Raw genomic sequence first — 14,093 nt, forward strand, 5'->3', positions numbered from 1 at the left:
CAAAGACGAAAGTTGTGACCTTTTTTTGTGGTGCTGCTCAATAACGGTTAACCAATCATTATTGAACAGCACTGTATTGTTCAATAGTTGAGGAATCCATAGTGTCCCGTACTATTATGCTTATTCCGGTTGGTGCCGGAGTTGGTCTTACTAGCGTTAGCCTTGGTGTGCTACGCGCAATGGAACGCAAAGGTGTTCGCGTTTCTTTCTTCAAGCCTATCGCCCAGCCACGTCACGGCGGCGGCCAGCCAGATCTGACAACCAACATCATCACTGCTAACAGTGACATGAAAGTTGCAGAACCTTTCTCAATGGCTTGTGCCGAAGAACTTATCCGTAATGATAAGAGCGATGTACTGCTTGAAGATATCGTTGCCCGTTTCAAAGAAGCGACCGCTGACGCTGAAGTGGCACTAATCGAAGGTCTGGTACCAACTCGCAAGCATCCGTTTGCAAACCAGATTAACTATGAGATCGCAAAAACACTGGATGCAGAAATCGTATTCGTTGTTGCACCGGGTACAGACAACCCAGCTCAGCTTAAAGAGCGTATCGAAGTAGCATGTTCTAACTTCGGCGGCATCAAAAACGAGCAAATCTCTGGCGTTGTCGTTAACAAACTAAACGCACCAGTTGATGCTGAAGGTCGTACTCGTCCGGACCTATCTGAAATCTTTGACGATGCAGAAGCGACTGTCCCTTCTCACGTTGAAGTAATGCAGGTATTCAACTCAAGTCCAATCCGTGTACTAGGCTGTGCGCCTTGGAGCTCTGAGCTGATCGCGACTCGTTCACGCGATATCGCCAAGCACCTGAACGCTGAAATCATCAACGAAGGTGATATCGATACTCGCCGTATCAAGAGCATTACTTTCTGTGCGCGTTCTATCCCGCACATGGTTGAGCACTTCCGTCCGGGTTCTCTGCTTGTAACTTCTGCCGACCGTCCTGATGTTATCGTTGCAGCATGTCTGGCTGCAATGAACGGCGTTGAAATCGGTGCCCTGCTACTGACAGGCGGCTACGAGCTACCTAAGCCAGTAATGGATCTGTGTGAGCGCGCATTCGAAACAGGCTTGCCTGTAATGACTGCACAAGGCAACACCTGGCAGACATCTCTGAACCTTCAGAGCTTCAGCCTGGAAGTACCAGCAGACGATAAAGAGCGTGTTGAGCTAGTTAACGAATATATGGCTAGCCATATTGACGGCCAGTGGATTGAATCACTGACTGAAGGTTCAACCAAAGAACGTCGTCTGAGCCCGCCGGCATTCCGTTACGAGCTAACAGAACTTGCCCGTAAGGCAGCTAAGCGTATCGTACTTCCTGAAGGTGATGAGCCACGTACCGTTAAAGCGGCAGCTATCTGTGCTGAGCGCGGCATCGCGGAATGTGTGCTTCTTGGTAACCCGGAAGAAATCAAGCGTGTTGCAGAACAGCAAGGCGTTACTCTAGGTTCTGGCGTTACTATCATCAACTCTGAAGAAGTCCGTGAGAACTACGTTGCTCGCCTGGTTGAGCTTCGTGGCGCGAAAGGTATGACTGACGTTGTTGCTCGCGAGAAGCTGCAAGACTCTGTTTTCCTAGGCACAATGATGCTTGAAAACAACGAGGTAGACGGCCTGGTTTCTGGTGCTGTTCACACAACGGCGAACACTATCGTTCCTCCGTTCCAGATCATCAAGACTGCACCTGATGCGTCAATCGTATCATCTGTATTCTTCATGTTACTACCTGATCAGGTACTGGTATACGGTGACTGTGCAATCAACCCAGATCCAAATGCCGAGCAACTAGCGGAAATCGCTATCCAGTCTGCAGACTCTGCAAAAGCATTCGGTATCGAACCACGCGTTGCAATGATCTCTTACTCTACCGGTACGTCTGGTAAGGGTGCAGACGTAGATAAAGTACGTGAAGCAACTCGCATTGCTCAAGAGAAGCGCCCAGATCTAGTGATCGATGGCCCTCTTCAGTACGATGCTGCGATCATGGAAAACGTTGCTGCTTCTAAAGCGCCTAACTCGCCAGTAGCAGGTAAAGCGACTGTATTCGTATTCCCTGACCTAAACACAGGTAACACGACGTACAAAGCGGTACAGCGTTCAGCCGATCTTGTTTCTATCGGTCCAATGCTTCAGGGCATGCGCAAGCCGGTTAACGACCTGTCTCGTGGCGCACTGGTAGACGATATCGTATACACAGTGGCACTGACTGCGATTCAGGCGAAACAAGCCGAAGAAACTAACGCTTAATCGTTATTAACGACTGAGAAATAGTTTGAACGCCTCCGCCATGCGGGGGCGTTTTTATATATAAAGAAAATCAAAAGTTTGAAACCAGACGCAAATATTTCCTTAATGTCGTTTATCAATTTCTATACCAATATGACACTTTACGCATAACGTTCATTTCCACTTGTTTTCATCTTGATGTTTAAATAACTGATGTAAGAATTATCTCAAATATATCAAAAAGGAAATACCATGAAACCAACAATTAATGATTTTCCTTATCCAAATATTCCGATAACACTTCAGGGACAATTAAATAAACTTTCAGATACTATTGGTATTCGAAGAAATCTACTTATTGATGCTGGAGAAAAAGAATTACAAGCCATGTGCTATGTGGTTCTTTACCGCCACCTAACTCAACAGCAAAGACAAATGGCCATGAAGACAATTCACTCAATTAAGAAGCGAGCATTGATCGGTGCCTTAATAGACAAAACACTGGATACTACGTTTGTAAACCCTCAATGGGGTGTTTGGTCACTCACAAATGATGAATTAATACAGGATATTGCATCACACGAACAAATTCAGTACCTTGCTGGGCTTATTGGGGTAGGTGCTAGCGGAATGAGCATCTGGGAGCTAGTTCAAAAAGTAGTTAAAGCACGAGCTGTCGGTTATAAGCAACTCGCTACATTAGTGATATGGGGATTCGTTATCTGGAATAACAAGGAACTGAATAAATCTAGGAATGAGTTAAAAAATAGAACTCAAATTAATACATCTAGGTTTTATTGAATATGAAAAATAGGATCAAAGCAATTTTAATGCTCATTATCCTTCTTTCTTGTATTGTATATACTTGGGAAGAAGCAGATGAAACAATGAAAGATATTATGTTTTATGGTTTACTTTTTTCTTTCATTCTTTCAGCTTTTTGGGATGCTTTCAAAAACAAAAAAAGCTCTCGGAAAGATGATGATAGTAAAGAATAAAAAGCCGCTGCGACAACCGCAACGGCCAATTAAATTAAACCTAATAAGACTAGTTAATAGTCTCCGAACTCTTAGTTACTTACCGCGCAGGTAGATAATCCAGTATCCCATCCCGACGAATACACCACCGCCGATAATATTGCCGATAGTCACCGGAATAAGGTTATTGACGATAAAGTTGCTCATGGTCAGATCGACAAAATCTGCCGGATTCATTCCGCTCATCTGCCAAAACTCCGGGGAAGCCAGATTTTTGATAGCGATTGCCATCGGCACCTGGAACATGTTTGCAATACAGTGCTCGAAACCCGCCGAGACAAACATTGCAACAGGCAATACCATCACGATGATTTTATCCGTCAGGGTACGACCGCTAAATGTCATCCATACCGCGACACACACCAAGACGTTACACATGATCCCCAGCGCAACAGCCTGGAAGAAACCATGATGCAGCTTGTGCTGGGCAATTTGCATAGTATTGATCCCCAAAGCGCCATCTGCTGACAGATACTGCTTGCTGACCAGCATAATCCCCACCAGCAGCAAGGCACCGATTAGGTTGCCGATATAGACAACGCCCCAGTTCAGGCACAGGCTTTTCCAGCTGATTTTACCGCTGGCACGGGCGACCAAAGTAAGCACCGAACTGGTAAACAGCTCACCACCGGTAATCACCACCAGGATCAATCCAAGGCTAAATGCCAGCCCGCCGACAAAACGTGCCATCCCCCACGCCATGTCACCCGAACCAGTAGTCACCGTAGTATAGAAAACGAATGCAATGCCGATATGCATCCCAGCAGTAATGGCCAGCAAAAGCGATTTCACCGGATCTTTTGTTGCTTTGCCTACCCCTACCTCAGCGGCCTTCTCGGCCATCTGCGGCGGTAAAAGAGAATCAAACTGCCCCTGACTCATAATCTTGTACCTGTACCTACTGAAACACATAAAAAACGATGCCGGATAGTGAACCTAATCTAGGTGAAATACAAGACTCATTAGCAACAAAAACTCGATAAAAACGAGATTATACCTCGAATATTCCGAATCAACATATTTAGTAAACATCACTCAACATTTCAGTAATCCAATCGTTTAATTCGATCAAACTCGCCCTCACATTCGACGCAGAAGAGCGTACGGTTATGCCTGATGCAGAGCCTCTGTGAAGTTGATAAGATGCAGGCTCTTGCAGGGAAAGGGAATCACCTACACATCATGGATTTATTGAATACTATCGGGCTGTTTATTGGCTCACTGCTGTCCAACACCCTGGCCTCTTTGTCCGGAGGCGGCGCGGGTCTGATCCAGTTTCCGTTACTTATCTTTCTCGGCCTGCCCTTTGCCGTTGCGCTGGCCACCCATAAAGTCGCCAGTGTCGCCCTCGGACTGGGGGCTGCTATCAAGCATATAAGAGCCGGCAGCCTCAACTGGCCGCTGACCGTCTATGTGATTGTGGCCGGCATGCTGGGCGTGATACTGGGTGCCAATGTGATCTTGTTCGTGCCGGGCAGAGCCGCCGAAGCGATGCTGGGACTATTGATTTTGGGGCTAGGCATATACTCGCTCACCAAAAAAGAACTAGGTCAGTACGACCAGCCTCGCAACCGCCACTGGCAGGGGATGGTAATTGGCGGTCTCGGGCTGGCCCTGATAGGAATATTAAACGGCTCGCTCACTGCCGGGACAGGATTGTTCGTGACCTTGTTTTTGATCCGCTGGTTCGGTTTCGACTACAAGCAGGCTGTTGCCCTCACCCTGGTCAGTGTCGGCCTGTTCTGGAACGGCATCGGCGCTACCACCATGTATGTGGCCGGTGCCAATATCTTCTGGCCCTGGATACCGGTACTGCTTCTCGGCTCATTTCTTGGCGGCTACCTCGGTGCCCACCTGGCCTCCCAGAAAAGCAATAGCCTGATTAAGCGCAGCTTCGAGATACTGACCTTTCTCATCGGCTTCAAGCTGCTTACCGGCTTTTAGCAACGCTCCTGCGTTACTCGGTCAGATAAAACTCGATACGGGTCACGACACGCACATCTTTTTCTATCTTGTGCCGATCGCCATACTCCTCACCAGCATCCGTGATCGAGAAGTTCCCCTGCCGGGCCGAGCGGATCCCCCCCACGGCGACACCCGCGTTGGCAGCAAACTCATTGGCGGCAATACGCGCATTGGTCGTGGCGGCTTTGAGCATCTCAGGCTTGATGTCATTTAGCTGGGTAAAACGGTAGGTCGGTGCATAGTTGGTAATGTTGTAGCCCTTGGCAACCAGCTTGTTCACTTCACCTCGTACGGTAGCAACATCACGAACTTTCGTTGTTTCCAGGCTTATCATTCCTTCAAGCTCATGATCTTGATCGACGACCGTCTGGCTATCGTTGCGGTATTCATAATACTTGTATTCAATCAACCCGATTTCAATCTCATCACCGGTAAAGCCATTGGCCTTGAGAATCGCCATGATTTCCTGCTGCTGGGCTTCAGCCTGCTGATAGAGTGCCGGAATATCTTGTTTATTTTTGGAACTAATAGAAAAGCGCAGCTGCCAATTGGCGATATCAGATTCAACCCGCTGCTCTGCCAGTCCCTTCACCTCGGCAATGTTCATCGCCACTTTGGCGTTATACATTGTCTGACCGATAAAATAGCCACAGCTTCCTAACCCAAGGGCAACCAGTACCCCGCCGAGCACAATGCCCAATACCTGTTTATTCATCCTTAACACCTTATTTTCATTCCGATATTTATCTGTATTTAGTGTGGCAGGCGGGAAACTGGAGTACTAGAGGGAAAGTGTCAGTATTTTGTCAGAACAACAAAAGGTTAGCGGTTGTTGCAAGAAATACCAGTAGGAATTAAAGAGCGCACAAGTTGTGCGCTCTGCCAAGTATCTATGCATCGACAATCAGGAACTAGCTCAGCCCAACCGAACAGATCGTCGCCCCATCAAAGCTCACAACTTTCAGCGTATTGTCTTCCAGCAGGCCGTAACTCGCCTGATACTCACCACGCGGAATAGTAACAGAGCCCGGATTAAACAAATACAGCTCTTCTTTCTGCTCGGCTACCGGCAGATGGGTATGGCCGGAGACAATCACATCACCGGCACGCAGGCGTGGATGCTTGTCGCCATTGTACAAATGGCCATGAGTCAGAAACAGGCGACGACCTTCGGCAAGTAGCACCAGGTTATAATCGGCCATCATCGGAAACTCGAGCAGCATCTGATCGACCTCACTGTCACAGTTACCCCGCACAGCTGTAATTCGGTCGGCATACGGATTCAGCAGCTCGGCAACCTCAATCGGCGCATAGCCTGCAGGCAGGGCATTTCTCGGTCCGTGGTTAAGCACGTCACCCAGCAGGATCAGATGGTCGGCACCGCTTTGCTCAAACGCTGCCAGCATGGTTTTGGTGCTCTCGGCGCAGCCATGAATATCAGAGGCAAAAAACAGTTTCATCAGGAAATCACTTACCAAAACTTACTAGAACAGAATGCCGAGATACTACACCGAACTATTCAACATTACTAATAACACTTGGCCACCGGCAGCCCCCATTTCTAGAGCCGTTAATCATCCCGCAACATACCGTTAAGCACGATATTGTTATAGCTCACCATACCGAGTACCTGCCCGTTCTCAATCACCGGTGCCCGGCTGATACCGAAGCGCTCAAACAGGCGGGCACAATAACGAACGTCCATGGTCGCACTCACTGACAGTGCTGGCTTGGTCATGATTTCGTAGACATTGGTTCGCTGCGGCGAGCGGTTGATGGCCAGCACTTTCTTGGCGATGTCATTCATCAGCACAATGCCGTACTCGTCATCGTCATGACGTTTATTGACAATCAGCGCCTTGACCTGACGCTGCTTGGCAATTTCTACCGCCTCGGCGACCGTGGTCAGCCCCTCGACAATCGCATAGGTATTCATCATCACATCTCTTACTTTGACCACTTTTTCAGCGCTCATAGCTTGTCCTCCACAACCTTGGTCAACGTCTCTACCTGGTGAGCCACGCCTATTGCATCCTCGATATCAAGCTGTACGGCTATCCCCTGTCCGGGACCGGAGTCAAACTCGCCGACTTGCTCTATAGTCTCAAGGATCGAGCGAGCCAGATGCTCCTCCACAACCAGCAACAGCACATCACGCTGTACTTCCAGGCTCAGCCCCAAAAAGGTTTTCTTCTTGTGCAGCCCTTCTCCGCGAGCATTGTTGATAACGGTTGCCCCGGTGGCACCGGCCTCGCGAGCCGCATCCAGAACGGCATCCGTTTTTGTATCTTCAACAAAAGCCACTAATAACTTAAATCGCATTAGTCTAACTCCTTACGGCCTTTCCACACCGACAACTGGGCATAGCCCATTACCGTGATCATCGGAAATAAACTGGCAAATGCTATCAATCCAAACCCATCGAGCATCGGGTTACGCCCCGGAACCGTAGATGCCAACCCGAGCCCCAGCGCCGCCACTATCGGCACTGTCACCGTTGACGTAGTTACCCCACCCGAATCATAAGCAAGCGGTACTATCATCTTGGGGGCAAAATAGGTTTGGACAACCACCACGACATAACCTACCAAAATGTAGTAATGCAGCGGATCCCCGACAACAATTCGGTAGCTACCCAGAGCAATACCGAACGCTACCCCCAGCGCAACTGAAATCCGCAGCCCGTTAACCTTAATCGTACCACCCGATACCTGATTAGCCTTAATCGCAACCGCAATCAGAGACGGTTCAGCCACAGTAGTACTGAATCCGATAGCGGCAGAAAACAAGTACACCCAGTAGTATTCCTCCCAGGGAACCTGCTCTGGTATGGCCTCACCGCTATCAAACAGAAAATCCAGGGCTGTCAGCTGGGCAGCCATCGACTCCCCGAGTGGGAATAGCGCCAGTTCCAGCCCCATTAAAAAAAATGACAGCCCGAGCACCACATAGACAAAGCCCAATACGACCCGGCTCCAGTTGGCGACCGGGCGTCTGAGTACCGCCAGCTGAAAACCAAAAATGATGATCACAATCGGCAGCACATCACGCACTGTTGAGCTCAGTGTATCGAAAAAATGAGATAAAACGGACGATAGCTCGATCATGCAACCTTCACTTAATGCACCAGCATGCCGTAACCCATAACAAAAATCATCGGGGTCAGGGAGGCAAAGGCAATCAGCCCAAAACCGTCGACCATCGGGTTTCGACCTTTGATTGACGAAGCGAGTCCGACCCCCAGAGCCGTGACCAGAGGGACAGTAATGGTCGATGTTGTCACCCCGCCGGAATCATAGGCAATACCGACAATACTCTGAGGGGCGAACCAGGTCATCACCATTACCAGTACATAGCCACTGATTATCATCCAATGGATAGGCCAGCCTTTGAGAATACGGATCACCCCCAGCATAATGGCAATCCCGACAGACAGTGCCACCGTAAGCCGCAGGCCGTTGGCATAGTCATCCATCATTTCTTCATCTTGCGCTATCAGGCCCCCTTCGGCAGCCACTTCAGCGGCCTCGGCGGCAACCGCTGTCAGCGCCGGCTCGGCAACAGTTGTGCCGAAGCCAAGACAAAATGCAAAAATCAGCAACCAGACGACACTGCCTTTACTGGCAAACGACCTGGCCATCGACTCCCCGATAGGAAACAGCCCCATTTCCAATCCGAAGATGAACAAAGTCAGACCTATGACGACCAGCACCAGACCAAGCAAAATCGCCCCCCAGTCCGGCAAGGGCTGCTGGAGTACCACCAGCTGAAAAAAGCCAATCACCACAATGATCGGCAGCAAATCACGCAGGCTGGACAGCAGTGCCTTAAACATTGCCAGAATCGATGCCATGCTGCCTCCTGTACCACTTTCCTGTTACTAATACATTACTGGTCATTTACATTTGGAAACAAACTTTATTCCGTAAGTCGAGAAGCTAGGCACATTATTGAATATTCATTGTAAAAAACCTTGCATTTACCATAGGCGCAGCAAGCTCCGGACAGTGGGACTTTTCTCTTTTCCACCACTCTGTCAGCCGCTCTCAAGCCGTTGATTGAAGTACTATTCCCTAAATCGTTTATACTTGTAGTGAGTTGAATTCTTTCAGCTAGGTCGTGTTTTGCTCTGATTTTTCGGTAATAGGACAATGGATGGAATGAAGATATTAGTTACTGGTGGTACTGGATTTATCGGAAAAGCACTCCTTCCGCACTTTAACCATGAACATTTAGTGGTACTCAGTCGAAATCCCAACCGTGCCTACCAGCAACTCGGACACCATATCAAGGTCATTACCTGTCTGGACGAGTTGCCAGACTTTAATGATATTGATGTTGTCATCAACTTGGCGGGCGAGCCAATTGTCAACAAACGCTGGAGTGACAGGCAAAAAGAGGTGATCTGCCAGAGCCGCTGGGATATCACCCGCAAGCTGGTCGAAAAAATCAAGGCCAGCACTAACCCGCCCCACACATTTATCAGCGGATCGGCCGTCGGGATCTACGGCGATCAAAAATCAGCAAGTTTTGATGAAAGCCTGGAGGTAAACAACGCCGATTTTGCCCACTTGGTTTGCCGGAAGTGGGAAGAAGAGGCACTTGCCGCCCAGTCGGAAAAGACCCGTGTCTGTCTGCTCCGAACAGGGATAGTCCTGGCCAAGCAAGGTGGCGCACTGGCGCGAATGCTGCCCGCCTATCAGCTAGGGTTAGGCGGACCTATCGGCTCCGGCGAGCAGTATTTTCCCTGGATCCATATGCAAGATATGGTCAAGGGGATCTTGTTTCTGCTCAAGCATCCCGAAGCCAGCGGGGCCTACAATTTTACCGCCCCCAACCCGGTCACCAATAAAGAGTTTAGCCAGACTCTGGCGCGTGTATTACATCGCCCCCACATTCTCAAGACGCCGGCATGGTTGCTTAAAATGGGACTGGGCGAATCCTCGACGCTGCTACTCGACAGTCAGCGGGCGTTACCGGGCCGCCTGCAAGAGCAAGGGTTCCATTTTAGCTTTCCCAAGCTCGAGCACGCATTAGAAGAGACACTGAGTTAACACATCAGTCGATGAAAATGATAAGCCTAGGTTATCAACCCAGGCTCTTGTTTTAGTGCGTGTTGACCTAACCTTTCAGCGGCATTAGCAGGCGCTTGATCATCGAGCGGATAATGATCACCACCAGCCCTAACGATAACAGAGGCAGCATCACCCATAACCACGGGTGTCCAATAACCGGCAGCTCAAATCCCCACTTCAGCAAGGCCGCAACCACGGATTCAGCCCCGGCAGCGGCCATTACCCCGGCAATCAATGCCATGAGACCATACTCGCCCCACACTGTCGCCGAGATCCGTTTCCGGCTTGCCCCCAGAGTGCGGTAAAGCTTAATTTCCTGCTCACGTTGCGACAGGCTGAGCCTTAGCAAGGTTAGCACCAACAACAAACCGCTACTGACCCCGAGTACCGCCAACACGGAAAGCGACAGAGAGACCTGCTGCAAGATAGCTTGGATTCGGGTAGCCATGGTTCTCAGATCAAGCAGGGTCACTGTCGGATAGTCTCGTCCCAGCTGGTTGATCAACGCGTTCTGATCAGCGTCGATCCTGTAGCTGACCAACCAGGTAGCCGGCAGCTCTGCCATGACATCCGGGGTGAAGATAAAATAGAAGTTCGGCCGCATATTACGCCACTCAACCAGGCGAATACTGGTCACCATGGCGCTAAACGGCTGGCTACTGACATTGAAGGTCAGTTCATCCCCCAAACGGATCCCGAGCCGCCCCGCAATCCCTGATTCCACGGACACTCCACGGCTATCGCTCCATTCCCCTTCAAGCAATGTATTATGTACCGGTAAGGTGTCACGCCAGGTAAAGTTAAGCTCTCGCCGGAGCGATTCATCCCGCTCCTCACCCTGACTCGTCCCAGCCAGCAAGTCTTGCTGGTTAATCTCAATCAGACGACCGCGGATCACCGGGTAGCCCTCAGAGCGCACGACCTGATTGCGGTCGAGTTCATCAAGGTATGCCTGTTGCTGCTCAGGGCTAATATTCAACGCGAAGACGTTGGGGGCATCAGCTGGCAGGGTTTGTTGCCAGTCAGCCAGCAAGTCGGTTCTCAGCAGCCAAATCACCGCCAGTAACATCAGCGAGCTGGTCAAAGCGGCCAATTGCGCCCCGGTTGCCAACGGGCTCCGGCTTATCCGGCTCAGCGCCAGTTTGATCGCCGCGCCCCATTTCCCACGCCGAAGCAGAGCAACCACCAATAATCCCAGCAGTGCCAGGATCCCCAGCAAGGCCGCCAGTCCGGCCAGTGTCAGCCACATAAACTTGTTGCTGCCGAACCATATCAGGGCCGCAACCACAGGCAACAACACCAGGGCATTGCCCTGACGTTTAACCGGCCAGTCGACCTGCTGCTGGATCACCGAAATAGCCGGCGCATCTACCAGCCGCAACAAAGAGATCCCCAGACCGGGAATCGCGACCAGCAACGCAACGGTCAGGCTGACAAACACCGGAGTAAAACCACTCTCCGGCAGCGGATCGGGCAGCACATCCGACAGCGGAAGCCGCAACAAAAACTCGAGCAGCCAGCCGATGGAAAGCCCGGCAACGGCGGCAATTGCGAACAGCAGGCTTAACTGCCGTGCCAGCCACTGCCACAACCATCGCTTGCTCGCCCCGAGGCTTTTCATCATCGCAACCGCCTCAATGCGGGTTGAGGTGTAGTGCCAGCAAGTCAGCACCAGGGTCGCTGTCGCCATCAAAATCACCAGGATCAGTGTCAGGGACAGATACTGCCTGGCTCGCTCGATCATATCTCCGGTTCGTCCCTGCGTGGTCTCGCTGATCCAGCGCTGACCGGGCTGGAGCTCAACAGCCTGCTGCAGCTGCCTAAGCTTATCGTCCGGACCGTTGAAATAGGCGCGAAACTGTACCCGGCTTCCCGGCTGTACTGCCCCGGTTTTAGCCAGATCGCTGTTATGAATTAACACCGCCGGCATCTGGCTGAACGGATTGAATGAAAGCTCCGGTTCCTGGGTGATCTTTCCGGCTACCGTAAGCTCGGCATCCCCGATGGTGATCAGATCGCCGCGCTTAACCGCCAGCAAGGAGAACAACCGCTCTGCCAGCCACAGCTCCCCCGGCTGCACCCGGTGACGAACACCTGCGCCTTTCAGCACCAGCTCGCCGCGGAGCGGAAAGTCACTGCCGACGGACTTCACGCTGACCAGCTGCATTTCCTGCTCACTAAAGGCCATGGTGCCAAAGCGAGTTTGTTGTGACATCGTCAGCCCCAATGCCTTTGCCTGCTCAAGCAGCGGTGGCTCCAGCGGATTGGCCGAGCGAAAGACCAGATCGGCAGCAATCATAGTTCGCCCCTGATCAACCATAATTTTCTCAACCCGCACCACCAGCGCCGACAACGCAAAGACACAGGCAATAATCAAGGTTAATGCCACCGCAACCGGCCATAGTTGTCCATGCCACAGCTCGCGCCAGCTCCATTTCAGCAACAAAGGTTGCTTACGTGGTCTCGCCACCTGGTTCGCCTCACTCAATTCACTCATGCTGCCTCCACACTTCCGCCCTGGATACGTAATATACGATCACAGCGTTGTGCCAGCTGCGGGTCATGGGTCACCAGTACCAGGGTGGTGCCGTGATCACGATTGAGGGCAAATAGCAGGTCAATCACCGTCGCGGCAGTATGCTGATCGAGGTTGCCAGTCGGTTCATCGGCAAACAACACCTGAGGACGAGTCATAAACGCCCTTGCCAATGCAACCCGCTGCTGCTCACCGCCAGAGAGCTGTGACGGCAGGTGGCTCTCGCGCCCTTCAAGCCCAACCTGGGACAGTAGCTCCGCTGCGCGAAGCTCATCCCCGTCCTGCCCCTTGATGATTGCCGGTAGCATCACGTTTTCCAGTGCGCTGAGCGACGGAATAAGCAAAAAACTCTGAAAAACAAAGCCTATCGAATCACTACGCAATGCCGCCCTGGCCTCGTCATCAAGTCGGGACAGAGGCCTGCCGAGAAGTTCGATCTCACCATCGGTTGGTACATCCAGTCCCGCCAGCAGCGTCATCAACGTAGATTTACCTGCACCGGAGACGCCAACTAACGCAATTGCCTCTCCTTGCTCGACCTCAAGGGAAACATCCTGCAAAATGGTGAGCGACGATGATGCCGTCGTCACCTGTTTGGATACAGATACAGCCTTAATCACGGAAGTTGACATGATGCGATTCCTTTCAGTTTTATTGTTCGTTGTTTTCTCGCTAAACGCCTACAGCAACACTTTGCTGGTTGTCGGCGATAGTCTGAGTGCCGGGTACCAAATGCGTGCTGAACAGAGCTGGCCGGTTCTGATGGAGCCGGTTCTGGCGCAGCAGGGACACTCAATAAACGTTGTAAATGCCAGCATTTCTGGTGATACCACGGGCAACGGCCTGGCGCGGTTACCCAATTTATTACAACAACATAATCCAGATTACGTCATTATCGAGCTGGGCGCGAATGATGGCCTGCGCGGTTTCTCTCCCTCTACTATACGCAATAACCTCGGCCAAATGATCACCCGGATCCATGACGAAGGTGCAACCGCCCTGCTGATGCAAATCCATGTGCCGCCCAACTACGGCAAGCGCTACAGCGAGATCTTCAGCAAGATATACCCCCAGTTGAGCAAACAATACAATGCGCCGCTACTGCCTTTTTTCCTCGAAAAAATCATTCTCAAGCAAGATTGGATGATGGAAGACGGCCTGCATCCCAAGCCGGATGCCCAGCCATGGATAGCCCAGTTTGTGGCATCTGAGCTTACTCCGTATCTTCATTAAAAAGTTTGAAATT

At 50.9% G+C, this 14,093-nt stretch carries 15 protein-coding genes; 6 read left to right on the plus strand and 9 right to left on the minus strand.

The features are described 5' to 3' along the window. Positions 1-116: 116 nt before the first annotated feature. From pta to BIT28_RS08630, 3 genes are all read left to right on the plus strand, one after another. Complete coding sequence (gene pta, locus BIT28_RS08620) at positions 117-2,255, plus strand: phosphate acetyltransferase (RefSeq protein WP_075763198.1); 2,139 nt, start codon at positions 117-119, stop codon at positions 2,253-2,255. Between the two features lie 231 nt (positions 2,256-2,486). After that, positions 2,487-3,035: a hypothetical protein gene (locus BIT28_RS08625; RefSeq protein ID WP_075763199.1), complete on the plus strand. Its 549-nt coding sequence runs from the start codon at positions 2,487-2,489 to the stop codon at positions 3,033-3,035. Between the two features lie 2 nt (positions 3,036-3,037). Further along, positions 3,038-3,232 (plus strand): hypothetical protein, encoded by a 195-nt coding sequence (locus tag BIT28_RS08630; RefSeq protein ID WP_075763200.1) that lies wholly within the window; start codon positions 3,038-3,040, stop codon positions 3,230-3,232. Positions 3,233-3,307: 75 nt separating this feature from the next. Here BIT28_RS08630 and focA read toward each other — a convergent pair whose 3' ends face one another. Beyond that, positions 3,308-4,153: a formate transporter FocA gene (focA, locus tag BIT28_RS08635; RefSeq protein WP_075763201.1), complete on the minus strand. Its 846-nt coding sequence runs from the start codon at positions 4,151-4,153 to the stop codon at positions 3,308-3,310. Between the two features lie 300 nt (positions 4,154-4,453). Here focA and BIT28_RS08640 point away from each other — a divergent pair, with 300 nt between their 5' ends. Beyond that, positions 4,454-5,215 (plus strand): sulfite exporter TauE/SafE family protein, encoded by a 762-nt coding sequence (locus tag BIT28_RS08640; RefSeq protein ID WP_075763237.1) that lies wholly within the window; start codon positions 4,454-4,456, stop codon positions 5,213-5,215. A 13-nt stretch (positions 5,216-5,228) separates the two neighbouring features. Here BIT28_RS08640 and BIT28_RS08645 read toward each other — a convergent pair whose 3' ends face one another. The 6 genes from BIT28_RS08645 to BIT28_RS08670 form a co-directional block, all read right to left on the minus strand. Then, positions 5,229-5,951: an SIMPL domain-containing protein gene (locus BIT28_RS08645; RefSeq protein WP_075763202.1), complete on the minus strand. Its 723-nt coding sequence runs from the start codon at positions 5,949-5,951 to the stop codon at positions 5,229-5,231. A gap of 196 nt (positions 5,952-6,147) precedes the next feature. Further along, positions 6,148-6,696 carry a phosphodiesterase gene (yfcE, locus tag BIT28_RS08650; RefSeq protein WP_075763203.1) on the minus strand — a complete coding sequence of 183 codons (549 nt, stop codon included), beginning with the start codon at positions 6,694-6,696 and terminating at the stop codon, positions 6,148-6,150. Positions 6,697-6,806: 110 nt separating this feature from the next. After that, positions 6,807-7,211, minus strand: a complete 405-nt coding sequence (locus tag BIT28_RS08655) for a CBS domain-containing protein (RefSeq protein ID WP_075763204.1) — start codon at positions 7,209-7,211, stop codon at positions 6,807-6,809. Next, on the minus strand, positions 7,208-7,558 hold the full coding sequence (locus tag BIT28_RS08660; RefSeq protein ID WP_075763205.1) for a P-II family nitrogen regulator: 351 nt from the start codon (positions 7,556-7,558) through the stop codon (positions 7,208-7,210). Before BIT28_RS08660 ends, BIT28_RS08655 begins: the two co-directional genes overlap by 4 nt. Further along, positions 7,558-8,343 (minus strand): DUF1538 domain-containing protein, encoded by a 786-nt coding sequence (locus BIT28_RS08665; protein WP_075763206.1) that lies wholly within the window; start codon positions 8,341-8,343, stop codon positions 7,558-7,560. Before BIT28_RS08665 ends, BIT28_RS08660 begins: the two co-directional genes overlap by 1 nt. Before the next feature lie 11 nt (positions 8,344-8,354). Beyond that, a complete protein-coding gene (locus BIT28_RS08670; protein ID WP_075763207.1) occupies positions 8,355-9,089 on the minus strand; it encodes a DUF1538 domain-containing protein in 735 nt (244 codons plus the stop codon). 307 nt (positions 9,090-9,396) lie between these two features. Here BIT28_RS08670 and BIT28_RS08675 point away from each other — a divergent pair, with 307 nt between their 5' ends. Continuing rightward, positions 9,397-10,290 carry a TIGR01777 family oxidoreductase gene (locus tag BIT28_RS08675; protein WP_075763208.1) on the plus strand — a complete coding sequence of 298 codons (894 nt, stop codon included), beginning with the start codon at positions 9,397-9,399 and terminating at the stop codon, positions 10,288-10,290. A gap of 67 nt (positions 10,291-10,357) precedes the next feature. Here the strand turns inward: BIT28_RS08675 and BIT28_RS08680 are convergent, their stop codons facing one another. Together BIT28_RS08680 and BIT28_RS08685 are read right to left on the minus strand one after the other, a co-directional pair. Continuing rightward, positions 10,358-12,808 (minus strand): ABC transporter permease, encoded by a 2,451-nt coding sequence (locus tag BIT28_RS08680; protein ID WP_075763209.1) that lies wholly within the window; start codon positions 12,806-12,808, stop codon positions 10,358-10,360. Next, positions 12,805-13,479 carry an ABC transporter ATP-binding protein gene (locus BIT28_RS08685; RefSeq protein WP_075763210.1) on the minus strand — a complete coding sequence of 225 codons (675 nt, stop codon included), beginning with the start codon at positions 13,477-13,479 and terminating at the stop codon, positions 12,805-12,807. The genes BIT28_RS08680 and BIT28_RS08685 overlap by 4 nt, the downstream gene beginning before the upstream one ends. On the opposite strand from BIT28_RS08685, the gene tesA reads away from it, so the two are divergent. Next, positions 13,478-14,080, plus strand: a complete 603-nt coding sequence (tesA, locus tag BIT28_RS08690; protein WP_075763211.1) for a multifunctional acyl-CoA thioesterase I/protease I/lysophospholipase L1 — start codon at positions 13,478-13,480, stop codon at positions 14,078-14,080. The genes BIT28_RS08685 and tesA overlap by 2 nt on opposite strands. Positions 14,081-14,093 lie beyond the last annotated feature (13 nt).

Source organism: Photobacterium proteolyticum (genome assembly GCF_001939735.1).
Taxonomy (GTDB): domain Bacteria; phylum Pseudomonadota; class Gammaproteobacteria; order Enterobacterales; family Vibrionaceae; genus Photobacterium; species Photobacterium proteolyticum.

Coding starts and splice junctions, on each gene's coding strand:
- BIT28_RS08675 (WP_075763208.1), top strand. CDS start 9,397: ATGAAGATATTAGTTACTGGTGGTACTGGATTTATCGGAAAAGCACTC.
- focA (WP_075763201.1), bottom strand. CDS start 4,153: ATGAGTCAGGGGCAGTTTGATTCTCTTTTACCGCCGCAGATGGCCGAG.
- BIT28_RS08680 (WP_075763209.1), bottom strand. CDS start 12,808: ATGAGTGAATTGAGTGAGGCGAACCAGGTGGCGAGACCACGTAAGCAA.
- BIT28_RS08670 (WP_075763207.1), bottom strand. CDS start 9,089: ATGGCATCGATTCTGGCAATGTTTAAGGCACTGCTGTCCAGCCTGCGT.
- BIT28_RS08665 (WP_075763206.1), bottom strand. CDS start 8,343: ATGATCGAGCTATCGTCCGTTTTATCTCATTTTTTCGATACACTGAGC.
- BIT28_RS08645 (WP_075763202.1), bottom strand. CDS start 5,951: ATGAATAAACAGGTATTGGGCATTGTGCTCGGCGGGGTACTGGTTGCC.
- BIT28_RS08655 (WP_075763204.1), bottom strand. CDS start 7,211: ATGAGCGCTGAAAAAGTGGTCAAAGTAAGAGATGTGATGATGAATACC.
- BIT28_RS08685 (WP_075763210.1), bottom strand. CDS start 13,479: ATGTCAACTTCCGTGATTAAGGCTGTATCTGTATCCAAACAGGTGACG.
- BIT28_RS08660 (WP_075763205.1), bottom strand. CDS start 7,558: ATGCGATTTAAGTTATTAGTGGCTTTTGTTGAAGATACAAAAACGGAT.
- tesA (WP_075763211.1), top strand. CDS start 13,478: ATGATGCGATTCCTTTCAGTTTTATTGTTCGTTGTTTTCTCGCTAAAC.
- yfcE (WP_075763203.1), bottom strand. CDS start 6,696: ATGAAACTGTTTTTTGCCTCTGATATTCATGGCTGCGCCGAGAGCACC.
- BIT28_RS08640 (WP_075763237.1), top strand. CDS start 4,454: ATGGATTTATTGAATACTATCGGGCTGTTTATTGGCTCACTGCTGTCC.
- pta (WP_075763198.1), top strand. CDS start 117: ATGCTTATTCCGGTTGGTGCCGGAGTTGGTCTTACTAGCGTTAGCCTT.
- BIT28_RS08625 (WP_075763199.1), top strand. CDS start 2,487: ATGAAACCAACAATTAATGATTTTCCTTATCCAAATATTCCGATAACA.
- BIT28_RS08630 (WP_075763200.1), top strand. CDS start 3,038: ATGAAAAATAGGATCAAAGCAATTTTAATGCTCATTATCCTTCTTTCT.